At 66.4% G+C, this 23748-nt stretch carries 26 protein-coding genes and 3 tRNA genes; 18 read left to right on the top strand and 11 right to left on the bottom strand.

The window, feature by feature from the left end; genetic code table 11:
• Window position 1: 1 nt before the first annotated feature.
• From ftsH to tilS, 3 genes are all read right to left on the bottom strand, one after another.
• A complete protein-coding gene (ftsH, locus tag CI089_RS08090; RefSeq protein WP_094260987.1) occupies window positions 2–2017 on the bottom strand; it encodes an ATP-dependent zinc metalloprotease FtsH in 2016 nt (671 codons plus the stop codon).
• Between the two features lie 84 nt (window positions 2018–2101).
• A complete protein-coding gene (hpt, locus tag CI089_RS08085; RefSeq protein WP_023952935.1) occupies window positions 2102–2653 on the bottom strand; it encodes a hypoxanthine phosphoribosyltransferase in 552 nt (183 codons plus the stop codon).
• 9 nt (window positions 2654–2662) lie between these two features.
• Window positions 2663–3664, bottom strand: coding sequence for a tRNA lysidine(34) synthetase TilS (gene tilS / locus CI089_RS08080; RefSeq protein ID WP_094260986.1), 1002 nt, complete (start codon window positions 3662–3664; stop codon window positions 2663–2665).
• A 565-nt stretch (window positions 3665–4229) separates the two neighbouring features.
• Between tilS and CI089_RS08075 the strand changes: the two genes are divergently transcribed.
• Window positions 4230–4763, top strand: a complete 534-nt coding sequence (locus CI089_RS08075) for an inorganic diphosphatase (protein ID WP_094260985.1) — start codon at window positions 4230–4232, stop codon at window positions 4761–4763.
• A 77-nt stretch (window positions 4764–4840) separates the two neighbouring features.
• On the opposite strand, the gene CI089_RS08070 is transcribed toward CI089_RS08075, so the two are convergent.
• Window positions 4841–6259 carry a M23 family metallopeptidase gene (locus tag CI089_RS08070; protein WP_256977662.1) on the bottom strand — a complete coding sequence of 473 codons (1419 nt, stop codon included), beginning with the start codon at window positions 6257–6259 and terminating at the stop codon, window positions 4841–4843.
• A gap of 227 nt (window positions 6260–6486) precedes the next feature.
• Between CI089_RS08070 and CI089_RS08065 the strand changes: the two genes are divergently transcribed.
• From CI089_RS08065 to CI089_RS08055, 3 genes are all read left to right on the top strand, one after another.
• A tRNA-Glu gene (locus CI089_RS08065) sits at window positions 6487–6559 on the top strand.
• Window positions 6560–6580: 21 nt separating this feature from the next.
• Window positions 6581–6654, top strand: a tRNA-Asp gene (locus CI089_RS08060).
• A gap of 68 nt (window positions 6655–6722) precedes the next feature.
• Window positions 6723–6795: transfer RNA gene (locus tag CI089_RS08055), tRNA-Phe, on the top strand.
• Window positions 6796–7181: 386 nt separating this feature from the next.
• On the opposite strand, the gene CI089_RS16260 is transcribed toward CI089_RS08055, so the two are convergent.
• Together CI089_RS16260 and CI089_RS08045 are read right to left on the bottom strand one after the other, a co-directional pair.
• Window positions 7182–7550 (bottom strand): hypothetical protein, encoded by a 369-nt coding sequence (locus CI089_RS16260; protein WP_143738949.1) that lies wholly within the window; start codon window positions 7548–7550, stop codon window positions 7182–7184.
• Between the two features lie 424 nt (window positions 7551–7974).
• Complete coding sequence (locus tag CI089_RS08045) at window positions 7975–8763, bottom strand: SDR family NAD(P)-dependent oxidoreductase (protein WP_218823026.1); 789 nt, start codon at window positions 8761–8763, stop codon at window positions 7975–7977.
• Window positions 8764–8790: 27 nt separating this feature from the next.
• Here CI089_RS08045 and CI089_RS08040 point away from each other — a divergent pair, with 27 nt between their 5' ends.
• Together CI089_RS08040 and CI089_RS08035 are read left to right on the top strand one after the other, a co-directional pair.
• The gene (locus CI089_RS08040; protein WP_094260981.1) at window positions 8791–9240 is read left to right on the top strand and encodes a MarR family winged helix-turn-helix transcriptional regulator; all 450 of its coding nucleotides are present in this window, start codon (window positions 8791–8793) and stop codon (window positions 9238–9240) included.
• Window positions 9240–9542, top strand: a complete 303-nt coding sequence (locus CI089_RS08035; protein ID WP_094260980.1) for an ArsR/SmtB family transcription factor — start codon at window positions 9240–9242, stop codon at window positions 9540–9542. Before CI089_RS08040 ends, CI089_RS08035 begins: the two co-directional genes overlap by 1 nt.
• Window positions 9543–9701: 159 nt before the next feature.
• Here CI089_RS08035 and CI089_RS08030 read toward each other — a convergent pair whose 3' ends face one another.
• The gene (locus CI089_RS08030; RefSeq protein ID WP_094260979.1) at window positions 9702–10088 is read right to left on the bottom strand and encodes a hypothetical protein; all 387 of its coding nucleotides are present in this window, start codon (window positions 10086–10088) and stop codon (window positions 9702–9704) included.
• A gap of 79 nt (window positions 10089–10167) precedes the next feature.
• On the opposite strand from CI089_RS08030, the gene CI089_RS08025 reads away from it, so the two are divergent.
• From CI089_RS08025 to CI089_RS16605, 9 genes are all read left to right on the top strand, one after another.
• Window positions 10168–10614: a MarR family winged helix-turn-helix transcriptional regulator gene (locus tag CI089_RS08025; RefSeq protein WP_179223268.1), complete on the top strand. Its 447-nt coding sequence runs from the start codon at window positions 10168–10170 to the stop codon at window positions 10612–10614.
• 51 nt (window positions 10615–10665) lie between these two features.
• Window positions 10666–10980, top strand: coding sequence for a VOC family protein (locus tag CI089_RS08020; RefSeq protein WP_218823025.1), 315 nt, complete (start codon window positions 10666–10668; stop codon window positions 10978–10980).
• A 411-nt stretch (window positions 10981–11391) separates the two neighbouring features.
• Window positions 11392–12651, top strand: a complete 1260-nt coding sequence (locus CI089_RS08015; protein WP_094260977.1) for an MFS transporter — start codon at window positions 11392–11394, stop codon at window positions 12649–12651.
• Entirely contained in the window at window positions 12648–13055 is a 408-nt protein-coding gene (locus tag CI089_RS08010) for a Dabb family protein (protein WP_094260976.1), read from the top strand. Before CI089_RS08015 ends, CI089_RS08010 begins: the two co-directional genes overlap by 4 nt.
• A 59-nt stretch (window positions 13056–13114) precedes the next feature.
• A complete protein-coding gene (locus tag CI089_RS08005) occupies window positions 13115–15274 on the top strand; it encodes a GMC oxidoreductase (RefSeq protein ID WP_179223267.1) in 2160 nt (719 codons plus the stop codon).
• On the top strand, window positions 15271–15699 hold the full coding sequence (locus CI089_RS08000; protein ID WP_094260974.1) for an ester cyclase: 429 nt from the start codon (window positions 15271–15273) through the stop codon (window positions 15697–15699). Before CI089_RS08005 ends, CI089_RS08000 begins: the two co-directional genes overlap by 4 nt.
• Before the next feature lie 457 nt (window positions 15700–16156).
• Complete coding sequence (locus CI089_RS07995) at window positions 16157–17212, top strand: hypothetical protein (protein WP_094260973.1); 1056 nt, start codon at window positions 16157–16159, stop codon at window positions 17210–17212.
• Window positions 17213–17394: 182 nt separating this feature from the next.
• The gene (locus CI089_RS07990; RefSeq protein ID WP_094260972.1) at window positions 17395–17991 is read left to right on the top strand and encodes a TetR/AcrR family transcriptional regulator; all 597 of its coding nucleotides are present in this window, start codon (window positions 17395–17397) and stop codon (window positions 17989–17991) included.
• Between the two features lie 250 nt (window positions 17992–18241).
• Window positions 18242–19063, top strand: a complete 822-nt coding sequence (locus CI089_RS16605) for a histone-like nucleoid-structuring protein Lsr2 (protein WP_256977660.1) — start codon at window positions 18242–18244, stop codon at window positions 19061–19063.
• Here the strand turns inward: CI089_RS16605 and CI089_RS07975 are convergent.
• A complete protein-coding gene (locus tag CI089_RS07975) occupies window positions 19020–19463 on the bottom strand; it encodes a CPBP family glutamic-type intramembrane protease (protein ID WP_094260971.1) in 444 nt (147 codons plus the stop codon). The two genes, CI089_RS16605 and CI089_RS07975, sit on opposite strands and share 44 nt — an antisense overlap.
• 549 nt (window positions 19464–20012) lie before the next feature.
• On the opposite strand from CI089_RS07975, the gene CI089_RS16255 reads away from it, so the two are divergent.
• From CI089_RS16255 to CI089_RS07965, 3 genes are all read left to right on the top strand, one after another.
• Window positions 20013–20630: a hypothetical protein gene (locus tag CI089_RS16255; RefSeq protein WP_143738946.1), complete on the top strand. Its 618-nt coding sequence runs from the start codon at window positions 20013–20015 to the stop codon at window positions 20628–20630.
• A 17-nt stretch (window positions 20631–20647) separates the two neighbouring features.
• Window positions 20648–20986 carry a hypothetical protein gene (locus CI089_RS07970; RefSeq protein ID WP_143738944.1) on the top strand — a complete coding sequence of 113 codons (339 nt, stop codon included), beginning with the start codon at window positions 20648–20650 and terminating at the stop codon, window positions 20984–20986.
• A gap of 579 nt (window positions 20987–21565) precedes the next feature.
• A complete protein-coding gene (locus CI089_RS07965; RefSeq protein ID WP_143738942.1) occupies window positions 21566–22066 on the top strand; it encodes a hypothetical protein in 501 nt (166 codons plus the stop codon).
• Window positions 22067–22466: 400 nt separating this feature from the next.
• Here the strand turns inward: CI089_RS07965 and CI089_RS07960 are convergent, their stop codons facing one another.
• The 3 genes from CI089_RS07960 to CI089_RS07950 form a co-directional block, all read right to left on the bottom strand.
• Entirely contained in the window at window positions 22467–23162 is a 696-nt protein-coding gene (locus tag CI089_RS07960; RefSeq protein WP_094260968.1) for an SOS response-associated peptidase, read from the bottom strand.
• An 82-nt stretch (window positions 23163–23244) separates the two neighbouring features.
• A complete protein-coding gene (locus CI089_RS07955; protein WP_256977658.1) occupies window positions 23245–23382 on the bottom strand; it encodes a hypothetical protein in 138 nt (45 codons plus the stop codon).
• Window positions 23383–23444: 62 nt separating this feature from the next.
• On the bottom strand, window positions 23445–23720 hold the full coding sequence (locus tag CI089_RS07950; RefSeq protein WP_094260966.1) for a hypothetical protein: 276 nt from the start codon (window positions 23718–23720) through the stop codon (window positions 23445–23447).
• Between the last annotated feature and the right edge of the window lie 28 nt (window positions 23721–23748).

Below are 23748 nucleotides of genomic sequence, written 5' to 3'. Positions count from 1 at the left end.
CCTACGCGGTCGCGGGTCGAGCCTGCCCCGAGGGGCGACGGTGCGGAGCCCGCTCGGCGGCGGCCTCGGCCTCCGTCTCGGCGACGGTGGATGCCGCCAGCCCGGCCTCCTCGCGTCGCTTGGGAACGTCGATCGGGGGAAGGGTAGACACCGGGCGGTCCTGGCTCGAGAGCCACTGCGGGCGCGGCGGGAGCTTCTTGATGTCCTTGAAGATCTCGGCGAGCTGCAGGTGGTCGAGGGTCTCCTCCTCGAGCAGGGCGAGCGCGAGCTTGTCGAGGATGTCGCGGTTGGCGTTGATGACCTCGTACGCCTCGTTGTGGGCCTGCTCGATCAGCAGCCGCACCTCGGCGTCGACGCGCTCGGCGATGCGCTCCGAGAAGTCACGTCCGTGCCCCATGTCGCGGCCCATGAACACCTCGCCCGACGACGACCCGAGCTTGACGGGGCCGACCTCGGTCGTCATCCCGTACTCGGTGACCATCTTGCGGGCGATACCGGTCGCCTTCTCGATGTCGTTGGAGGCACCGGTCGTCGGGTCGTGGAACACGACCTCCTCGGCGACGCGTCCGCCCATCGCGTAGGTGAGCTGGTCCTGGAGCTCGTTGCGGGTCACGGAGTACTTGTCCTCGAGCGGCAGCACCATCGTGTAGCCGAGCGCCTTGCCGCGCGGGAGGATCGTGACCTTGGTGACCGGGTCGGAGTGGTTCATCGCCGCGGCGGCGAGGGCGTGGCCGCCCTCGTGGTACGCCGTGATGAGCTTCTCCTTGTCCTTCATGACGCGCGTGCGGCGCTGGGGACCGGCGATGACGCGGTCGATCGCCTCGTCGAGAGCGCGCATGTCGATCAGCTGCGCGTTCGAGCGTGCGGTCAGGAGCGCCGCTTCGTTCAGCACGTTCGCGAGGTCGGCGCCGGTGAAGCCCGGAGTCTTGCGCGCGATGACGGCGAGGTCGACCGAGGGCGAGAGCGGCTTGCCGCGGCCGTGCACCTCGAGGATCTTCTGGCGGCCCTTCAGGTCGGGCGCGTCGACGCCGATCTGCCGGTCGAAGCGGCCCGGACGCAGCAGCGCCGGGTCGAGGATGTCGGGGCGGTTGGTCGCCGCGATGACGAGCACCGAGACCTTCGGGTCGAAGCCGTCCATCTCCACGAGCATCTGGTTGAGCGTCTGCTCGCGCTCGTCGTGACCGCCGCCCATGCCGGCACCGCGGTGGCGGCCGACGGCGTCGATCTCGTCGATGAAGATGATGGCGGGAGAGTTCTCCTTCGCCTCCTTGAAGAGGTCGCGAACGCGGCTCGCGCCGACACCGACGAACATCTCGACGAAGTCCGAGCCCGAGATCGAGTAGAACGGCACGCCCGCCTCGCCCGCGACAGCGCGTGCGAGGAGCGTCTTACCGGTTCCGGGAGGGCCGTACAGCAGCACGCCCTTCGGGATGCGGGCGCCGACGGCCTGGAACTTGGTCGGGTCCTTCAGGAAGTCCTTGATCTCCTGCATCTCTTCGATGGCCTCGTCGGAGCCGGCCACGTCGCCGAAGGTGACCGTCGGGGTCTCCTTCGTGACGAGCTTGGCCTTCGACTTGCCGAACTGCATGACGCGGCTGCCGCCGCCCTGCGCGCTCGACATCAGGAACCAGAAGAGCAGGCCCAGCAGCACGAGCGGCAGCATGAGCGAGAGGAAGCCGTCGAACCACGTGGCCCGCGGCACGACGTCGTTGTACCCGTCGGCGGGGTTCGCCGCGTCGACGGCCGCGACGACCTCGTCGGCACGCGCGGAGGTGTAGTAGAACTGCACCTGCTTCGAGCCCTCGAAGTCCTCCGAGAGCGTCAGATCCACGCGCTGATCGCCGTCCGTGGTCTGCACCTTCGTGACGGTGTCGCCCTTGAGCAGCTCGAAGCCCTGCTGGGTCGTGATCTGCTTCGCGCCGGTGAGGCTGGAGATCAGCATGAAGCCGATCAGCAGCAGCGCGCCGATGAGCAACACGTACATCAGCGGGTTGCGCGTGACTTTCTTGACGTCCATGGTGCGATCAGGCTACCCCGCGACGACTATGCGGGCTCTGTGCGTTCGTTTTGGGCGTACCGGGAGCCGCCACGCGAAGACCGCTCAGCTGTAGACGTGGGGCGCGAGGATCGCGACATCCCGCAGGTTGCGGTACTTCTCCGCGTAGTCGAGGCCGTAGCCCACGACGAAGTCGTTCGGGATGTCGAAGCCGACGTACCGGCAGTCGATCTCGACCTTCGCCGCCTCGGGCTTGCGCAGGAGCGCGAGCACTTCGAGCGACTCGGCACCGCGCGACTGGAAGTTCTCGAGCAGCCAGCTGAGGGTGAGGCCCGAGTCGATGATGTCCTCGACGATCAGGACGTGCTTGCCGTGCAGGTCGGCGTCGAGGTCCTTCCGGATCTGGACGACACCGCTCGACTTCGTGCTCGCGCCGTAGGACGACACCGCCATCCAGTCCATCGTGATGTCGCGCTTGAGCGCGCGGGCGAAGTCGGCCATGACCATCACGGCGCCCTTGAGGACGCCGACGAGGATGAGCTCCTTGCCCTCGTAGTCGGCCTCGACCCGGGCGGCGAGCTCGGCGAGCTTGGCCTGGATCTCCTCCTCCGTGACGAGGACGTCGGTGAGCTGGTCGGCGATCTCGGCGGCACGCATGCGACGAGTTTAGGCGCCGCTCCCGCCCGCCGAGAACTCGACGAGTCGGCCGACGCGGCGGGCGCGGCATCCGGGAAGGTCGATCGGTCCCTGGCCGGAGTAGTCGGTCACGAGCCGGGCGACCTCGAGGGTCTGGCTGCGCGTCAGGCTCTCGTGGAACTCGCTCTGCACGACGTGGCGGATGATGCGGTGGCGGAGCGCCGGCGGGTTGGCGGCGAGCGCGGCGACCGAGATCGCGATGCCCGCCTCGGCCGGCTCGACGATGTCTTCGATCGTCTCGGCGATCATGTCGTCGAAGGCCTGCGCATCCTCGCGCAGCTGCTCGGCGGTGCGGGCGAGCGCCTCGGCCACGCCCGGACCGAGCTCGGCTTCGAGGAGCGGCAGCACGCGCTCGCGGACCCGCACCCGCCGGAAGCGGTCATCGCGGTTGTGCGGGTCGAGCCAGGGGTCGAGCCCAGCCGCCGCGCACGCCGCGACCGTGGTCTCTCGCCGCACCGCCAGCAGCGGGCGGAGCCACCGCACGCCGGAGTCGACGTCGGTCCGATCGGGCGCCATGCCCGCGAGGCTCGTCGAGCCCGCACCTCGAGCGAGCCCGAGCAGCACCGTCTCGGCCTGGTCGTCGAGCGTGTGGCCCAGCAGCACGGCGGCGGCGCCCGCGTCACGCGCGGCATCCCGCAGCACGCCGTAGCGCGCCTCACGGGCCGCGGCCTCGGGCCCGCCCGCGGTGCCGACCTCGACGCGCACGACCAGCGGGTCGAGACCGAGCTCCGCGGCGGTGCGGGCGGCCGCGAGCGCGACCTCGTCGGAGCCGGCCTGCAGCCCGTGGTCGACCGTCACCGAGGCGGCGCGCAGGCCGAGCTTCGGCGCCTCGAAGGCGGTCGCCGCGGCGAGCGCCAGCGAGTCGGGGCCGCCCGAGAGCGCGACGATCACGGTGCTGCCGAGGGGCAGTGCCGACAGCGACGCGCGCACGGCGCGACGGACCTCGGCGAGGGCGGGGTTCAGCGACGGCACGCCCCTACGGTAACCGGGCCTGTGCCGTCGTCAGGCTCACGGGTCGCGCCGTCCGGCATCCGGGCCCATGACGCCGGGCGGCCGAGCCCGTGCCGTCAACAGGCTCAGCTCGCGTTGCGACCCCATCGGCAGCCTGATGTCGGCGCTGAGCCTGCGGACGGCACAGCCGGTAACCGACAGCCGGCCCCGTGCCGCTCGGCAGCCGACGCTTGGGCTCCCGCCGTCCGGGAAGCCGGGCCCGTGCCCCGCCGGGCGGCCGGGCCCGTGCCCCGCCGGGCGGCCGGGCCCGTGCCGTCAACAGGCTCAGCGGGTATCAGGACCCCCGCGGCAGCCTGATGTCGGCGCTGAGCCTGCGGACGGCACAGCACGACGCGGGGAGGCGCACCGGCCACCGCCACCCGCCGAACCCGCCCGTCACCCGGGGGCTCGGGCCGTCAACAGGCTGGGGGCCGTCGACAGCTCGACCTCGGGCGCGAAACCCGCGCTGAGCCTGTATACGGCACGGCGGGCGGCGCGAAGTAGGCTGGACGGCGGCATCCCACCGTCTTATCGAAGGAGCACACGTATGGGCGCGTACGACGCCGTCATCGAGATCCCCCGCGGCAGCCGCGTGAAGTACGAAGTCGACCACGGCACCGGCCGGGTCTTCCTCGACCGCGTGCTGTTCACGCCGATGGGATACCCCAGCAACTACGGCTTCTTCGAGAACACCCTCGGCGAAGACGGCGACCCGCTCGACGTGCTCGTGCTGCTCGACCGCGACGTCTACCCCGGCGTGCTGGCGAAGGTCCGCCCCGTCGCCGTGCTGAAGATGAGCGACGAGGCCGGCGGCGACGACAAGGTCGTGGCCGTGCTGGCGAAGGACCCGCGCTGGGCCCACATCCAGGATGTCGACGACATCGACGACTGGACCAAGAACGAGATCGGCCACTTCTTCGAGCACTACAAGGACCTCGAGCCCAACAAGTGGGTCAAGGTCGACGAGTGGGCGAACGCCGCCGAGGCCGAGCGTCTCGTCGCCGAGGCGTTCGAGCGCTTCGAGGAGCACGAGGGCCAGACCAAGACGCAGGGTGAGGGCGAAGCGCCCAACTCGCTCTGAGTCTCACCCGGACGCGAGAAGGGGCGGATGCTGCGGCATCCGCCCCTTCGTCGTTCCGAGCTCGTGAGCGCTGAGGCTCAGACCGAGATGCCGCGGTTGCGCAGGAACGGCGCCGGGTCGATGCGGACGCCGCCCTGGTAGATCTCGAAGTGCAGGTGGCAGCCCTGCGAGATGCCGGTGTTGCCGGCGTAGGCGATGACCTGTCCGGCTGAGACGCGCTGTCCGTATCCGACGTTATAGCCGCCGTTCTGGATGTGCGCGTAGCCCGAGATGATGCCGCCGCCGTGGTCGATCTTGATGTAGTTGCCCCAGTCGCCGGTGTAGGCGGCGTGGACGACCGTCCCGGATGCGGCGGCATAGATCGGCGCGCCACAACCGCCGGCGAAATCGATGCCGCGGTGGCCCGTGGTGCAGTACCCGTTCGAGCAGATCGTGCCGCGGTTGCCGAACCACGAGCTGATGTAGCCGGGGCCGGGGCGGACCCATCCGGAGGGCTGGACCTGACCAGCACCACCGCCGCCACCGCCGCCTCCGCCGCCTCCGCCGCCACCGCCGCCGCTGTTGCCGGCGTTGGCTGCTGCTTCCTGACGGCGACGCTCTTCCTCGGCCGCACGGCGGGCTGCTTCTTCGCGCTCGCGCTGCTTGCGGGCCTCTTCGCGGCGACGCTCTTCCTCGACCCCCGCCTGATAGCCGGCGACCGTGGCCGCCGTCTCATCCTTGAGCGCCGCGAGCTGAGCCTGCAGGGTCGCCATGTTGGCGGTCTGCTCTTCGAGAGCGGCCTGGGCGACCGCTGCTGCTTCCTGAGCGGCGGCGAGCTTCTGCTCCGCCTCCTTCTGCAGGCGGTCGCGCTCGTCACGGGCCACGCCGGCCTGGTCGCTCAGGCTCTGCGCGGTCTCGCGGGCGGCGACGGCATCCGTGTAGACGCCGCGGTTCGCCTGCAGCAGCTTGTCCATCGTGCCCAGTCGGGCGAGCAGATCATCGGCGCTCGCAGCAGAGTCGGAGAAGAAGAGCTTGAGGCTCGTGTCGTCGCCGCCGTTGCGGTAGAGCTGCGCCGCGAGCTTTCCGGCTCGGCGGGCCGCCTCGAGAGCGGCTGCCGACTGGGCGTCGGCCTGCTCCTGAAGCGAGGTCGCGCGGTACGCGGCATCCTCGAAGTCGGCCTGCGCCTTGGCGTACTCGGCTCCCAGCCGTTCGGCCTCGGCCTGCTTGTAGGCGACGTCGGCGGTGAGGTCGGCGATCAGCTTCTCGATGCGCGCGATTTCAGCGGCCTTCGCGGCCTCGTTACCCTTGGCGCGCTGCACGTCATCCCACGACGGGTAGCCCTCGATACCGAAGGCGGAGGGGATGCCGGGGGCGAGGAACGCCGTCGCTGCGACGAAGCCGACGGCGCCGAGGCCGAGGGCGCCGCGACGCGAGATCAGCTGCGAGAGCTTCTTGCTCTCTGCGGGCGTCGGGGCGCAACCGCAGTCTTCCGGGGAGTCGAGGCTCTCGTATCGCACGCGGGTGATCCTCCATATCGCGTGGGCAACTTCGTTCACAGTAGCAACACACGTCACATCGACGAAAGCGTCGGGGCTGCGTCCGGCGCGCGCGAACCGGGCCATTGTGCCCCGCAGACACGCCCGGGCGGCGGACGCCACGCCCCCGATTCGCACATCGGCGCCGGATCGCATATGCTTGTCCCTCGGTAAGCGTGAACGTTTGACTCCCGGGTCTGGGTTCGCTCGGCCCCATCGTTTAGCGGCCTAGGACGCCGCCCTTTCACGGCGGTAGCACGGGTTCGAATCCCGTTGGGGTCACTCCCACAACTTAATAAGCATGGCCCTGTAGCGCAGTTGGTTAGCGTGCCGCCCTGTCACGGCGGAGGTCGCGGGTTCAAGTCCCGTCAGGGTCGCTCCGAGCGACAGGCCCTTTGTCTTCAGAGGGCCTTTCGTCTAGGACATGGCATCTCTGACGCCATGCGGCTCTGTAGCTCAGTTGGTAGAGCGCACGACTGAAAATCGTGAGGTCACGGGATCGACGCCCGTCGGAGCCACACGGACCGTCATTACAACGGCCCCAGAAACCCTCGCCTAGCTTCTACATGGCGGGGGTTTTGCTTTTGCCCTGGTGAGGATCGGTTTTCGGCTCATGCACGACGCTCCGATCCCCCGACCGTCGAGCGAGCGAAGCGAATCGGAACGCCCGCAAGGTCACCCATTCGCTAGCCGCGTCGGCCGGCAGCAAGGTTTCCGCCTGTCAGCTGCGACGAAACAGGGGAGCGGTTTACTGAGCCGAGGTAGCGCTCGCTAGGGTCGGGCCCATGAACGACTACACGGTGAACGTCCCGCATGGCGTCACGGCACACAGCTCTGCCGTGGCCTACCAAAAGGCAGATTCATCCCGTCGCTCAGGGTTCAGCATCCCGGGCGACCTCGCCGGCTACGACGCGATCGAGCACCTCAGTATGGGTTCGACCGCGTCGTCCTCAGCAAGTGCGTGCAGTTGACCGGGCGTACTGAACAGTAGCCAGAACACCGGGGCCAGCAAGAGAGCAAGCCCAGCCTCGTACCACGTCAGACTTGAATAGCGGGTAGCCGCGACTAGGCGGTAGGAACGCTCGGTGACGCTCTCTTGAAGGTCATCTTTCACATCACCATCGAGCTCGGCAACAAGTTTGACGTCTGTAGTGAGATCGCTGCGGAGGCGTCGCGCGGTCGAGCCAAAAGCGGTGTACAACGTCGCGATTAGTCCGATTACGGAAACCGCAACCGTTACGGCTGCTTGCCAGTCAGAAGAGAAGAGATTCATGGTTTGCCTTCCTCGGGAGAAAACGGAAGGCGGGTGCAGAGCCAGTGTCCATACCCTTGTATGAGAGCCCCGCAAGACACGCCGAACAAGCCCGACGTCTTCCTCGGTTGTCGCCGTCGCCGTCCGGAATCGATCGTTCCTGACCAGTGGTCCGTCGCGTGATCTAGGATCTACGCAGAAGCAATGACCCCCCGCCTGCGTAGCAGCGGGGTTGCGATGAGAGACCAAGCCGGCGGGCCCGGCAATGTGTTTCATCGGCGGTGAGGCTCCAAGCCGGCGGGACCGGTGCCCTGTCTCCCCGCAGGCGGCCTGCGTTCGCGCCGTCACCTCCTGTCCACCCCGCGAGGTCGTCAGCCTGCGCCCACTCGCCCTCCGAAAACGAGGTCGTAGTAGCGCTGCACGATCCGCTTGTTCTGATCGGCGCTCATGCGGACGCCTCCCGGTAGCGCGCAACGGTGGACGGGCCTGTGGAGGCCTCGAACAGTTCGCGTTGGAGGTCGAGGAGAGAACGGAAGGTGTCGGATGCGGTGAAACCGAATCCGGCCTCATCGTGACTGCCGTCAAGGAGGGGGAACACGGTGTCGCAGAACTCGTCGACGTCGGCACCGTGGCGATCCCTCTCCCCAGCGAGGGCGGTGGCCACGGCGGGCGGGATGAGTTCCGTGACCCCGATCCTCGTTTCCGCTAGCGCCCATCGGAGATTCACCGTGTAGCTGTGCAGGGCGGCCTTGGACGCGCTGTACACGGGCGCGAACGTCTGCGGCAAGTACGCACCCCCCGAGGTGACGTCGACGATGAGCGAGTCGCGCCCACTGTCGAGCAACTGGGGGATGAGGAGTCGGTTGAGGTGAATGGGGCCGTCGAGGAGGATCTCGATCTCGGCTCGGGCTGCGCTCCAGGGCTCGTCGTCAGAGGCGAGGGGCACGCGGCGTTGCACGCCGGCGTTGTTGATGATCGTGTCCAGGTCGGGCATCGTCGAGCCGATGAGCGCTGCGAGCGCTTCCCGCGCTTCCGGCGATCCGATGTCGTTCGCGTACGTCTCGAGCCCCGGAACGCTCGCCGCTGCGGCTTCCAAGCGCTCTTCGCGCCTGCCCGTCACGATGACGCGATCACCACGTTCGACGTAGCGGCGGGCAAGCCCGAATCCGATGCCGTCGCCACCGCCGGTGATGAGCACGGCATGGTGTTGAGTCGGATACCCTGATGTTGTCACGTACACATAGTAGGAGGGTTTGTTTCCATGTCAACCTCATTGAGCGCTGCGGAGACCCTTCAGTGGGAGGCATGGAAGCATGCCCAGGCCGCCGTGAACGAAGCGGTCGAGCGGGCGATCGAGTCCGCGTCCGGGCTTTCCGGCCCCGATTTTGCGGTGCTCACTCGAGTTGTTGAGCTGGGTGACGGCACGCTTGGACAGAACCAGCTTGCCGCGTCACTGGCCTGGGATCGGAGCCGGCTTTCTCGGCAGCTGAGCCGCATGGCGGCGCGGGGCCTTCTCGTGAGCACAGCGACGTCGGGCGGCGCTGCCCGCCGGCAGATCGTCGCGACTGATGACGGTCGCGACAGGGCGGGCCGGGCTCGGCCGGCGCACGCGCGGGCGGTCCGCGTTGCGCTTCTCGAGCCCGCGGCGGCGGCGGCCGACTTCTGGGGCGGCGTCCAGGCTCTGGCGGGCGAGCGCGACGAGGAGCACTGATGCAGACCCCCGGCTTCGCAGAACAGCTCGATCCCGTGGCGCCTTTTGGTGCCTCCACGAGCAGGCCGGCGTCGATGACCCACCGCTGGATCGACGGCGTGGAGGGAATGTCGATCACCGAGCTTGCGATCAGCCTCGGCATCACGAGGTTCCGGGCCTCACACCACCTCGGGATCCTCCGCGAGGCCGGCATCGCGAGAACCACGAAGCATGGGACACGGACGATCAATGAACTCGCAACCGGACCATTATTCGAGCTGTGGGACTGGTTGACACACGTAACCGAAGAACCCCCAAAGTAGCCTTTTCACGCTCCGACGGTGTTCCGCAGTTCGGCTCGCTTCGCAGTTCGCAGGACAACTCGAGCGATGAGTTCAGCGACGGCCGTCGAAGTAGTTTCCGCCTTTAACCTGATTCCGGCTCGATGGCGATGTCCGCGAGAGTAGGTCCCAGCTCCAAATCTATGAGGCGGTCCCCAGGCTCCGGTCGGCCTCGTTTCCGCGAAGCAGATGGGTCACTTCGTGGACCTCCGCGAACCGTCCATCCTCCGCAAGGGTGCCGAAGAGGTAGACCTCCTGCACGACGAGCGTCCCGTCCGTCTTCGTGACGTGGACCTCGTGCCGGTCCGCGTACGCGGTGCCCTGGACGAGCTCGTCGAGAACTCGTACCTCAGCGTGTGCCACAATCGCCCGCAGATGCGCGATGTGGTCCGTGAACTGCGCACGATCACTCCAGAGCCCATCTGTCTTCTGCCGATAGCCTTCAGCGAAGTGCCGATCGATGGTCTCGTCGACCGAGCTGTCTCGGTCATTGAGGAGCGCTGTCAGCGCTGTTGCGATGTCAGCCATGACGAATCTCCCATCTGTGCAATCTGCACACAGTCACCGTATCAGTGACGCGTGCGGCTTGCACACATACGCTCTAGTCATGAGCTCGGCAGCAACGATCGCGAACGCCCTGGGCGTCATCCTCACGCGCGGGTTCCGCAGTGGTCTTTATCGGGCCGTCACACTCGGCGTGGCGCCGGGCCTCACCGAGACGAACTACCCGATCCTGAGCTCCCTGGCTCGATCGAGCGAGCCGCTCTCGGCGGCGAACCTGGCTCCGGGGCTCGGCCTCGACCGTTCGGTTGTGAGTCGACGAGCCACCGAATTGATCCGAGCCGGCCTCGTAACCCAGCAGCCTGGGCCGGGCGACCGACGTCAAGCACTTCTGTCGCTCACGCCGCGGGGACGCACTGCCATCGCCGAGACTCGATGTCGATTGGAGGCCGTGATCGCCGATCACACACGCACCTGGTCGGATGCCGAGCGAGCGACGCTCGCGGCACTCCTATCCCGCTTCACTGCCACGCCGCTCGCGGCGACCGAGTAGCCACTGCCTCAGCCCAAACCATCCGGGAACCTGGCGAACACAATAGGACGTATGCTCATCGATCGACTCGACCATCTTGTCCTTACCGTCGGATCCATCGACGAGTCGGTGGCGTTCTACGAACGGCTGGGCTTCGAACACGTCGTTGAAGACGGCCGCCACGCACTCCGGTTTGGGCGGAGCAAGATCAACCTCCACGAACACGGACACTCTTTTCAGCCGGCGGCGGCACACCCTACCCCAGGCAGCGCAGACCTCTGTTTCGTCGTCAACACCGACCCCAAAGCAATGCGCACGGCAATCGTCACCGCAGACATCCCGATCGAAGTGGGCCCATCATGCGCTCCGGCGCGCTCGGGACGATGACTAGTGTCTACATCCGCGACCCCGACCGGAACCTGCTGGAATTCTCCAGCTACAGATAGACCTCGTCCGCCAGCACCCGGCTTGGCCTCGCCCGTGGCGACGCCAAGCGCCCGCCACGTGGGTGTCCCTCAGCATCGCGGCTTGAAGCTGGCGCCGTCAGCCTGCCCGTCAGGACGAACGCGGGAGCATGTCCCTTCCCATGGCTTTTCGTCGGCAGTCCGATGCGGGAGCTCCGGGTCATAACGACTGCAGTAGCGCGGGACGCTCGTCACCCAGAAGGCCGGATCCCCCGGCTACCTGGGTCGAAGAGCTGCATGCCCCTGCGGCCGCCCGACAAGTGCCACCACCGTCAACTGTGCCCTTCCGCCAGAAAATCTAACGCTGTTATATTTAGAGGTGGAGGTGAACCACATGTCCCGTCAGCGCATCACCGCACCCCTCGGTGCATCCCAGATCGTGCAGGCACCGACCCGGAAGACCGCAGCGACCGTGCTGGCGGCGTCGACGCTCACGATCATGGCCGCGGCGGTGATCTCGCCGAGCCTGCCAGCGATGCGTGTGGCTTATGAGGCCGTGCCTGGCGCGGATCTCCTGGTCAAAATCGTCATCACGATCACCTCAGCAGCGATCGCCCTAACTGCTCCGCTCGCCGGGACTTTGGCATCTCGGATTGGCACGCGCCCCGTGCTCTTCGGGGGACTGATGCTGTACGCACTAAGCGGGTCGGCGGGTTTGATCGTCACCGATCCTCTGCCGCTTCTGGTCAGCCGCATCGTGCTGGGAGTGGGTGTGGGGGCGATTATGACAGCGGTTAGCACCACCATCGCCAGCCTGTGGCGAGGGGAGGAGCGTGCGCGACTGCTCGGCGGGCAGCAACTCTTCGCCAGCCTCGGTGGCGTCGTCTTCCTTTCGCTCGCGGGCTGGCTTAGCACTGTCGACTGGCGCGCACCGTTCGGCATCTACGCCGTCGCGCTGCTGTTGATACCGCTCGTGCTGGCGACCCGCCTCGCTCCTCCCCTCGACGGTCAAGTCCAGGTCGACGAGTTGGATGCCGGTCTACGACCCGGCGTCACATCGATCGTCAGTATCTATGCACTTGCCTTCGGTTCGACGGCGGTGTTCTTCCTCGCCCCGACGCAGTTGCCGTTCATCCTTGATGATCTTGGTGTGGGGACGACGGCCACGGGCTTCGTGGTCGCAGCGAGCATGGCAACCGGAGTTATCGGCTCGCTGTGGTTCCCCGCCTTACGGCGCCGCATGGCACCCGCGACGGTTGCCGCGGTCGGCCTCGGTCTGCTCGGCATCGGGTGGGTGGTAATCGGCGTCGGCGCACCGGCGTCGTGGGTGGGACCGCTTCTTGGCGCCTTCGTCGGCGGGATCGGTGTCGGTGTAACAGTCCCGAACCTCAACTTTTGGATCAGCGAACTCGCGGGCTCAGCACGTCGCGGGGTGTTGCTCGGCGGGCTCGTTTCGGCGATCTTCGCCGGGCAGTTCGTCTCGCCGATCCTCGCGCAACCACTCGTCGACCTCGCGGGTATCGGGGCGACCTTCGCATACGGAGGTGCCGTCGTAGCCGCCGTGGCCCTCGCCCTCGCTGTGCCGGAGATTCTCTCCTCGTCTCGCGCATCGTCCGATGCCGGGCGTCCCCGAAAGAAAGGACAGAACAAGTGATCTATCACGGCAACCGTTTCACGTTCAAGGAGGGCGTCAGCGCCAAGCAGAAGGCCGAAGCTCTCGCAAGCCTCCGCAACCAGGGCGAGCAGATCGAGGCGGTGCGCTCGTTCGTTGTCGGTCCGGACTTCGGTGGCGACTTCGAGTACGGCGCCGTCTTCGTCATCGATGACCTGGACGGGTACTGGGAGTACCTCATGGCTCCCTCTCACGCCCACACTGATCGCATCGGCCTGCCGTTGCTCGAGCGTTTCGATTCCTTCGATATCACCGATGACGCTGAACCCGAGATCGGCGACCGGATCGCCGAGCTGCATCGGCGTCGTTACGACGGCGATGCAGCTCTGACTCAGCTGGTGCGAGATCTGCCTGTCTACCGCGGCAGCGCCGCGCCGACGCCGTGATTCCCGCCGGGGTGGACGACCCCGGGTCATCCACCCCGGCTGACCCTCCTGGAGAAGCGGTGATCGAGCAGACCGTGCAAACCGATGCTCTGGTCGTCGGAAGCGGCTTCGGTGGCGCCGTCACCGCTGCGCGGCTTGCCCAGGCGGGCTTCAGTGTGACGGTGCTCGAACGTGGGCGTCGCTGGAGACCGGGCGACTTTCCACGCACGCCTCTTCTGAACGACGGATGGTTGTGGGCACGAGGGCGAGGGCTCTATGACGTGCGCTGGTTGCGGTCAATGATCTCGGTTCAGGCGGCCGGGTGGGGTGGGGGGTCCCTCGCCTACGCGAATGTATTCGCCCGACCCGTCGATCAGACGCTCGACGATCGATGGACGGCTGACGTGCGCCGCGCCGGGCTCGATCGCTACTACGACCTCGCCGCGTCGATGCTCGAGGTGACTCCCGTGCAAACGGATCCGTCTACGGGGCGCGTACCGGATCGCACCGCGACCATCGAGGGGCTGAGTAAAGACATGGGGATCGCCTCGGCTACCTTTCGCCCTAATCTCGCCGTCCGGTTCGGCGACCCGCTCATGTGGCAGCCGAACCGCTTCGGTAGCCCACAACGCGGCTGCACCTTCTCCGGAGACTGCGTCGCAGGTTGCAACCAGGGAGCCAAGAACTCACTCGATCACAACTACCTCGCCGTCGCGGAAGCGCACGGCGCGCAGAGCGTCACCGACGCCGAGGTGATCCGGCTGGAGCAGGATGGGGACGCCTGGGCGGTGAAGACCAGGTCGTCTGATGGCACCACGGCGCACTGGAGAGCTCGCTATCTGTTCCTCGCTGCCGGAGCGGTGGCGTCGACCGAGTTGCTGCTGCGTGCGCGCGATGTCGATGGCACTCTTCCCCTTCTCTCGAGGCACCTCGGCACACGATTCTCAGGCAACGGCGATTACCTCGCCATGAGCAACTTGCGCCACGTTCCCGGTGACCTCACCACGGGTCCCACCATCACGACGACGACGATTCTCGACGTCTGGGAACGGTCACGACCGGTATGGTTCCAGCTTCAGGACGGTGCCGTCCCGCTTGTCGTTTCGGAGCTTCTACACCACGCGCTCCCGTTGCGCCGGCTTCGTCAGCGGTGGCGCCGGCTCCGTGGTTTCGACAACAAGAAGACCGTCGCTCTGCTGTCGATGGGGCACGATGCCGGTAGCGGTCGGTTGACTCTCGACCGCCACGGAGCGCTGCGGTTGAGATGGATCAATCGCCGCCAGGCCCGCTTATATGCGGCCGAGGAGCGTGTCGGTCCCGCCGTCGCTCGACTCCTCAAGAGCCGAGTCCACCCAGTAGCGACGTGGTCGCTGCTGAGAACCCCCGTCACCGTCCATGCACTCGGTGGCGTCCCCGTGGGCACCGACAGAAACAACGGAGTGGTCGGACACGATCGACAGGTGCACGGCTACCCCGGCCTGTACGTAATGGATGGGGCCGCCCTGCCCGGCTCGACAGGAGTCAACCCATCGGCCACAATCCTCGCCACCGCCGAGCGCGCCATTGAGCTCTTCATCCGAACCACACTCGGCAACCCCCATTGGCAGGCACCCGAAATGACCACCACACGACCTTTACCCGTTCCCGAAGACGCAGCATCCGCATGGATGCAGCGCCGCAGATACGTCACCGAGGAAGACGGCGTCACCATCCACGAAACCATCCGCGAAGTGCCGCTGGACAGGCCCGGCGCAGGATGTCTCGACGTCACGTTGTCGATGCCCAGCCTCGCCCGCTTCAACGAGGATCCGTTGCGGCATCTGGACGTCACTGGAACGCTGTCGTTGGCTGACTTGCCGGGCACTCACGCAGTGACAGGCACGTTCCAGCTTTTCCCGCCCGGCCGCGACTACCTGATGCGCTATGACCTTCGTTTCGTTGACGGCACGGAGCGCGAGTGGACGGCCGTCGGCGTGAAAAAGCAGGTCGGTCGCGGCATCCTCGCGCGCTACCGCTCCACGACGCGAGTAGCACTCACCGTCCGCGCCGCGGACGGCACACAGGCTTTCACGACGCACCTGCGCATCCTGCCTCTCGACGTCGTGAGAAACGGCGCTTCCGTCCGGGGCACCGGGTTCACGTTCCTGCGTCGCCGTCGTGCATTCCTACGCTTCGCCGCGGTCTTCACCCGCGACCTGATATCCCACTCCCCTCGCTCTCCCCGAAAGGATGCATCATGAACACCACGCACGATCTGGCGCACGCGTGGGTCGCCCTCTGGAACGGCGATCTTGCCCTGACCGAACGCATCGTCGCCGAGCGGTTCGTCTCTCACGCCGCGCCCCTGATGGGTGGGGCCCCTAGCGATACGCGGGGTCGAGATGGTCTCAACGGGTGGATCCGCGGCATCCACGCGGTGCTGCTCGACCTGCGATTTACCGTGCAACTGGGGCCGTTCCGAGATGGCAACGTGATCGCGCTTCGGTGGCGGGCGAACGGCACCTACTCCGGCACCCTCCCGAGTGCAACCGCTCCTGCGGGGCGTGCCGTGGAGTTCTTCGGCACCGACACGCTGCGGGTCGACGACGACAATCGCATCTGCGAGTACTGGGCTAACGCCGACAGCTTGTGGTTTACCCAGCAGATCGAGCTCCGTCAGCCATAGCCAGCCTCAAGAGGTCCGAGGTCGACGCTGCGCCCGGTGGCTACGCCATATGGATGACTGCTTCGATCACGCAGAGCGCACGCTGGGAAGCCCAGCGTTGCAACACCGCTGACAACGTTGGCCAACATGTGTATAACAGTGATAGAAAAAACACCGCGTTAGCATTCTGCGTTGCGGCCGATCGCGCAGACCGAGAGATCCCGTCGAACGGCTTGCGCAAGAACCCGAGGAGGTCCGCATGCGACCCGCACCATCCCATCTTGAGCGCCCTCCGGCGCAGCGCCGCCGCTGGACACCCCTGGTCAGCGGGCTCGCTCTCATCACAGCGCTGATGGCCCCAGCGGCTTCGGCACAAGGAGTCGGTGGATACACGACGAACGCTCAGATCGATGCCCTGTCGTTCACTTCGAGCACGGTCCAGTCGGGATCGAGTGCAGAGATCACAGGGAATTGGTCCTTGCCAGACAACCCTGCGTCACCGGCGGGATTCACGATCGACCTCCCCTCCGAACTGCAGGGGCGCTCGGATGCATTCACTCTCACTGACCCGCAGGGTGCGGCGGTCGGCCAGTGCACGGTCACCGCAACTCAGCTCGACTGCGCCCTGTCGTCGGCGTACATTGCGGCGAATCCCGTGGACCTGCGCGGCACGTTTCGCTTCTGGGTGACGGTGCTGAAGACGGTGAACTCTTCAGAGACCGTGACCTTCGATGTCGGCGGGACCTCGGTGACGACAGTCGTGACACCGCCCCCCGCCCCCGGCGGTCCGTGCACCGAGAACTGCGCATTCGCCGGCCGCGACAACGCCAAGGGCGGCAACTATGACCCCGCTACCGGATACATCCGATGGACGGTGACGATCGGCAGTGGACCGGACGGAATGGTGGGCGGCAACACAGTAACCGTGACCGACACCCCCGGCGGCAATCAGGAACTCGTCACTCAGATCGCGGGAGAGTCCATGCCGACCCTGTGGGAAGCTCCCGGCACCTATGTCAACAGCGGCGGAGTCGAGGTCCCCGGCCCCTGGGCCCCCGCCGATCGCTCGTCCTACACCAGCACCCCCGACAGCGTGACGTTCGTCACGCAGGAGGGCTACTTCTACGACGTGCAGTTCGCCACGCGGGTAACAGACGGAGGAACTGCGGGATCGTACAAGAACAGCGCCACCATCGTCGTCGGCAACACATCGGGGACGCCCGTCAACGCGGTCGTCGTCCGCCAGGGAGGTGACGGAACGGGCGAGGGGTCAACGCCCACTCCAACGCCTACTCCCCCGCCCGGCTCGACTCCCCCGCCCAGCCCAACTCCCGCATCGAGCCCGACGCCATCTCCGAGTGTGACGACCTCCACACCCAGCCCCGACGCCGTTCCGAGCAAGACAGGGATGCTCGCCGAAACCGGTGCTCCGTCAGTGCTACCGGGTGTTGCTTTCGCTCTGACGACGCTCGCGGTGGCGGTCCTCCTTCTCGCCTGGTCGCGGTGGCGTATCCGCAACAGCAGGCGTTCCTGACCGCGCAGCGTTCGAGCGCGATCTTTAGTGCGGTCCCGCGTGTGCCCACCAGCCTCGCGGGACCGCGAGGTAGTGTGATGCGATCTTGATCATCGGCGACGTCCGATCCCGCTCGCGGGTCGGTCTATGCCCATTGAAGTCGTCCCGTCGGTTGCCGGCGCGCGCAAGGAGATCGATCCGCAGTGACCTCTCGACGAGAGCAGTTGCATGCCAGTAACCGAAAGCGAATCTTCCTCGCGGCACGAGACATCGTCGCTTCCGAGGGAGCATCGGCGGTGAACGTGCGCCGCGTTGCCGCCGAGATCGGCTACACGGCCCCCATCGTCTATCAGCACTTTGCGGACAAGTCGGATCTCCTCGACGCCGTCATGATCGATGCATACGACCGGCTAGCAGCAACGCTACGAGACGCCGTGATGCAGGATCCCCATCGCTCGCCCCGAGCCCTCGTCGACGCCTACCTCGGATTCGCAGAACAGCATCGGCGCATGTTCCTCTTCATGCACGGTATGGGTGGCGTTGATGTTCCAACGGATCGCCGTCTTGCCGCAGCGCACGGTGTAATCGCCGTCACTGAGGAGACCCTGGCGGAGTGGGTCCGGAACCATCCGCACGCGCCGTCGATCGACATTATGGATCAGGCGCAGATCTTGTGGGCTGTCTCTATGGGATTGGCGGCGACGGCGTTCGCGCTCCCGGATGGGCTCGACCGCATCAAGATTCTTACCGATCTGGCGGTCGAACCCTTGCTCGCATCGTGGGCAGGCTCGGGCGCATAGCCGCTCGCTGCGCCCTGTAGAGCGGTTTCCCTTACTCGCGAGGCGGCCTGAATCAGGCAGTGAGCGTCGCTGCCCATTTCAGCCGGTTGATGTGGAGCCGTACGATGCCGCAGGCTTCCAGGCGGAAATACGAGCGCCCCGCAGGGGTGCGGGCGCCGCGATCCGCGGAACGCGGATCGTCCACTCAAATGAGCGCGTGCCGCCAGCTGCACGGTGTTGTGGCTGATATCGCTGCGATAGCGTCGGGCGCATGGCACAGCGCAGCATCGTCTACATCACCGATGACCTTGACGGCACCGAGGACGCTGAAACGGTCACGTTCGCCTATCAGGGGCAGAACTTCGAGATTGACCTGTCCGAGGGGAACCGGGAGAAGCTCGAACAGCTGCTGCAGCCATACATCGCCGCCGGCCGGAAGGCTGCAGGCGGACGACCGGCGCGCAACGGGACACGGCGCAGCCGCGGTGCGAGCGACCTCTCCGCGATCCGCAGCTGGGCCGCTGAGAACGGCTACGAGGTGAACAAGCGGGGCCGCACCCCCAGGCCGTCACGGACGCGTACAACGCCGCTAACTGACGTAGCCGGCGACGGCGCGTCCTGCCGGATCGCGCATCGGTCTCATCGAGCATATGTTCGCATCAGGCTACCCTGGGTGCAGGGCGTCGGGATGGGAACAAACAGGCGCTACGCCGCGGCGGTCGACCGCCGGATGGACGCGAAGATCCTCGAGCGCATCGCGCGAGACGCCGGCCCACTCCAGTCTCTCTCCCGCGAGAAATCGGCCTGGACACCGAGCCGGTCACGATCGACCCGAAGCCAAAGCCCGTGCGTGGGTGCGGTTCGGTGCGACTCCGGTGTGGGTCGATGGGCAGGCATGCCGGTGGACGGCGGACGCCATGGCCATCCGGTTTCTCGTCGGCGAGGTCGAGCACCGCGCCTGGGTCTGGGCGTCGGCAGCAACCCCTGTGCCCGGCTCGCCTCGGTGATCAGCGTGCACGTTTCCCGGTGGGCAGGCGCTTGTGAAACTTCTACCAGACGATCGCCAGGCCAGAGAAGATCAGCAACCATTTGATAGCGACGCCGAGATCGTCGAGGTAGTTCAGCCCGTTGAACGCGGCGTGAGCGAGCACGATCGCGAAAAGAGCGTTGGTCCGGCAGTGAAGGACGATGATCAGCAGGGCCCGAACGGTCAGGCCGAGCGCTACCCACCCGTAGTGGAGGTGGAACGGAACACGCACCGCGACGGCGGTCACGCACACGGCCCACCGCGAGTAACCAGCGGTGCGGAGGGCCGTGACTACGAGAGCCATAAGCACGAGCTCTTCGGTAGGCCCGGCCATCATGGGATCGGCTAGCCCGAGGAGGCGACTGCTGAAAGTGTCGTAGTCGGGCTGCGGGTAGCCGTTCATTGTGAGGCCGAAGTTCTCACTGATCGCACCTCGGGCGATGAAGCCGCTGCCCATCGCGAACATGGCGACAGGGAACGCTCGCAGCTGAGTGCGAAGAGGTGGCGGGGAGGGGTAGCGGGATTTCACAAGCTGTAGGAGGCTGAGAATGACCCCACGGAAAGGCCGACAGACCATGCGACTCAGGCCGCTTGACATGCCGATGGCAGAAAGTCTCGAAGAATTTCAGCGTTTCACCGTGCTCTGCGCCATAAGAGAACAACTGTGGTCGACGCGCCGCCACGACGGGCTATCGCAGGAGCGGGTTGCCCTCGACTCGGGCATCGCACTCTCAACCTACAGACGATTCGAGGACCCGTCCTCCGGCGCCAAACTCTTGAACCCGCGACTTAGCACGCTGATCCGCGTGTCGAACGTTCTCAACCTTCACGAGCGGTGGTTCCCTTGCCTCCGATCGACCGGCAGCGACGGATAGTAGCGCCGCCACAGGAGAAAATCCACAGCGCGAATCACATGGGATCTGACTTCTGCCGAGCGAATGCTAGCAACCAACCGTGACTCATCTCGATCTCACTCCAGAGAACGAGACCACGAGATACGCAGAAGGAGATCCGCATGTTACGAACCCATCGACGCCGGTCGCTGACCCTCCTTGCCGCACTCGGCCTAGGGATGCTGCTATCGTCCGCCGCAACCACAGCACACGCCACAACGGCGGAGCCGTCCCCCGAGGCACCCCCTGAGGCAGCCTCCGAGCTCATCTGGACCGCGGACCCGTCGCCGGCTGGGGTTGAGGCAGCGCAGGCTCGATCAGAGGCCTTCAGTGCCGCCGCTGACCCTGTAACCTGGGCTGGCTGCGGTGTCGGGGTCGATCCGCAGAAGGTTGTGCGCTCTTTCCCGCAGGGGAAGATCTTGCGCTGCGGGAACGCGAACTTTGGGTACTTCCACATCAAGGCAGGACATCAGGGAGACTGGGAGAGCAAGTCCGCCCTCACTGGACAGAACTGGCGAGACGTTGCTGATATCGGCATCAACGGCGCGCTGGCAAGTCCAGAGGTCGTGAAGGACAGGCCCTCAAATGACTCGAAGTGCTACTCCAGGAAGATCTACCTTGTGAACACGCAGAACAATCAGACGGTGGGCACCACAATCGTTCGCGTCGCGGCGGGGGTACGTAGCAACAACATCATCACAGCATTCCCTGCGACTGGACACTGCACGGGCAACGAGTAATGCATGAGGAGGAAGTCGTGAGTCATCGGAAAAAGCTGGAAGCCACGCTGAGCGAGGCTTTTCGCCTCGATAATGTTGATGACCAAGGCTTCCTCCTCTCCCGCCCCGGTGGGCCCCCCGTTCAGGTGATGGCATCGGAAGAGGACGTTGCCGCCATGGCGCGAATGATGGCGGCAGACGCCCTGCTCGCGCTCGGAGAGATCGACGATGATCCGTCGGGCGGCATGGCGGCGGTCGGTTTGCTGGGGATTCATGTGGAGGAGCTGATCGCTTCTCAGCCGACTGTCGCTGTGGTTCGGGTTACACCGACCGGTCTGAAGACCGGCGATGGCCCCACGAACCGCACCGCGCAGTAGAGAGATGCGCCCGAAGGGCGTTAGGCGTCCCTTTGGGAAGCAAGATGGCCATTTGGCTTCGATTTTCTTGGATGCGATGGCCACCGAAGGGCCGCACGAGCGGCCCTTGGGTGGTTCAGTCCTGGTCGCCCTCTGCAGCGGCGGTAACGATCTGCTCGACGTCGGTGAGCGCGTCGCCCCACGCGGTGAGCTGGGCAAAGTACGCGGCGTCGGCAGCGGTGGGGTAGCGCGAGGTGCTCTTGCTGGTGTGGCTCTCGATCCCGCCGAGGATGATCGCGAGGGCGACGCGTCCTGCCTGGGTGGGGGTCTGCTCGATGATCGCGATGGGGCGACGGTCAGGGCGGTCTTGACCTCCTCGGTCTTGGTGCCGGTGCGCTTGGCGATCGCGGTCACGCTCAGCCCCTCGAACGCGAGCTGCTGGAACGCGGCGGCACGGTCGCTCTGGGTGAGGGCTTCGCGTTTCACGGCAAAACAGCGCGCGCAGCGCGATGGTGCTGCGGACGCTTTGCGGGTGTCGCCTACGGGCAGCATTTCCGCTGGCTTTGCATCGCGCGTGCGTTGCAACGGTAGGTTGAGCGAATGTTCAAATCACGTCCGAAAGGATCGCAACACGACCTCTCAGCGTTACCTGGGCTAGATTGGCCGGCAGCGGCCAAGCTAGTTGATCTCTGGAAGAGTGATCCTGACCGCACGCCCCACGAGATCCGGTACGTACTCACATCCTTGCGCGGTCGTCTCCAGAAGTTCGAGGCTCAGGGCCGCGACACCGTCGGCATCGCCGCGCTCATCGCAGGACCAGGTGCACTGGCTGTCGCGGTCTACGTCGGCGTGGTGACGGTCCTCGCATCTGCATCGCCGCCCGTGGACTCGGCTGAGCCGATCGAGATGGCGAGAATGGCGGTGGAACGGTTCTCAGCAGCCATGCAGGTCGTACCTCCGATCGCGGGTGCCGGCCTGCTGCCAGCTGCCGCGATCGTGGGGGTTCTGACATGGACGTACTTCGTCCCAAACAAGCGCGAAGGGTCTGTCCGAGGACTGATCGAAGTTCTCGAGCGCGACCTATTCGTGATCGAGCGCTAACCAGAAAGCCGGGTGCTTTCTCCCAAGCAAGCACGAGGATCAGCGGCGCGAAGCGTGAGCCCGCATCGCGGCGGGAAATCGCGTGGATCTGCGCTCTGTCGGCGGAACGCGTCGCCCGGATGCATCCGGCATCGGGGCGTTCCACCAGCCCGTGGTTAGCGAGGCGGCGGAGGGCCTTGCGGGTGCGATGGACGTCGAGCCCGGTACGGGTGGAGAGTTCAGGCAGGGTGCGATCGCGTCGGTGTGCAGCTGCTGGTAGATGGGTGCGCTGGTGCGGCCGGGGCTGCGGGGGCTGCGAAAGTGCCGTGCCGGAGAGGTTCGAGGTTCTGGGTGAGGAGCTGGATCCGGTGGGACCGGTTGGCGGGGCGGGCTGGTGGCGGGGCGTGCAAGGCGCCTATCGCTAGGCCACCGGCTCGAGCAGCGTCGGGTCTGCGGGATCGACCGTGCGGGAGTTGCTGACCTTCCGGTCGACGACGTGCTCGCGGATCGTCGAGGCGACCTGACCGGACGTGTGCTCGAGCATCGCGAGCGTCTCCGCCTTGCGGTCACCGGTGACCTTCTCGGGCGTCAGCCAGGCATCCCAGGTATCCGGTGTCAGAAATGCCGGCATCCGGTCGTGCACCTGTCCGCTCGCATCGCGAGCCTCGCGGGTGATGACGACGAAGCAACGCGTCTTCTCGCCGGTCGGCAGTTCCATCGACCAGGTGAGCCCGGCAGCCGAGAGCAAGCCGTCGCCGTGGAGGAAGTGCGGGGTCTTCGGGGTCTTGCCGCCGGTCCACTCGAAGTAGCCCCGCATCGGAACGATGCACCGAGCCGCGCTGAACGCCGGCGCCCAGAATCCCTGGCCGAGCTTCTCCATCCGCGCGTTGATGATCGGACCGCCCCGCGGGCGATTCGCCGGCTTCTGCCAGTCCCAGCGGACGAGCTCCAGCACCCGCCCTTCGCCCCGGTCGCGGACGATCGGAGCATCCTCGGTCGGCGCGATCGAGTAGGCCCCGGCCCAGGACTTCACCCATTCCTCGGGGTCGCCACCCTCGGCGACGTACTCCCGGATCAGCTCGTCCGTCTTGGCGTCGTTCGCGAATCGCCCGCACATGTCAGCGACCCTACGGCCCGGGGCGGGGCGGCGTCGAGCGGATACCTCTGCACCTTGGCCGAGGTACGGAGACGCCTCGGGCTCAGACCGGCTCGGTGACCCGGACGAGTCCGCAGTTCAGGCACGACCATGCCACGAGGAACGCCTCGTCGTCGAGGATCTCGAAGCGCAGCGGATCGCCGCAGGTCGGGCAGACCCACGGTGCCGGCTGCGCGCTCACGCGCCATCCCGATCGGTCACCCGCCGAGCCTAAACGCCGCATCGCACCGACGGGCGAGAGGCTCAGGTTCGGCCGAGCTTCTTCTCGAGCTTGTAGCGCCGCCGATGGAGGCGGCCGAAGGCGAGCCCGTGCTTCAGCTGCATCTTTCCCAGAGCATCCAGCGACGGAAGACCGCGGCTCGCGAGAGAGTCGTTGACGACCGACGGATCTTCACCGTCGAGTTGCTCGATAAGCGAATTCGCCTGCCGCACTTCCTCGGAGGACAGCGGGTGGTCGGCGATGGCGCGAAGCACGTCGTCGAGCTCTCGCTCACGCTCGGAGCGGGTCTTGCGGAACATCCGGTCACCCTAATCCACCGAGATGAGC

The sequence above is a fragment of the Microbacterium sp. Yaish 1 genome (assembly GCF_002245215.1).
Lineage (GTDB): Bacteria > Actinomycetota > Actinomycetes > Actinomycetales > Microbacteriaceae > Microbacterium.
This window is presented reverse-complemented; position numbering and strand designations above follow the sequence as displayed.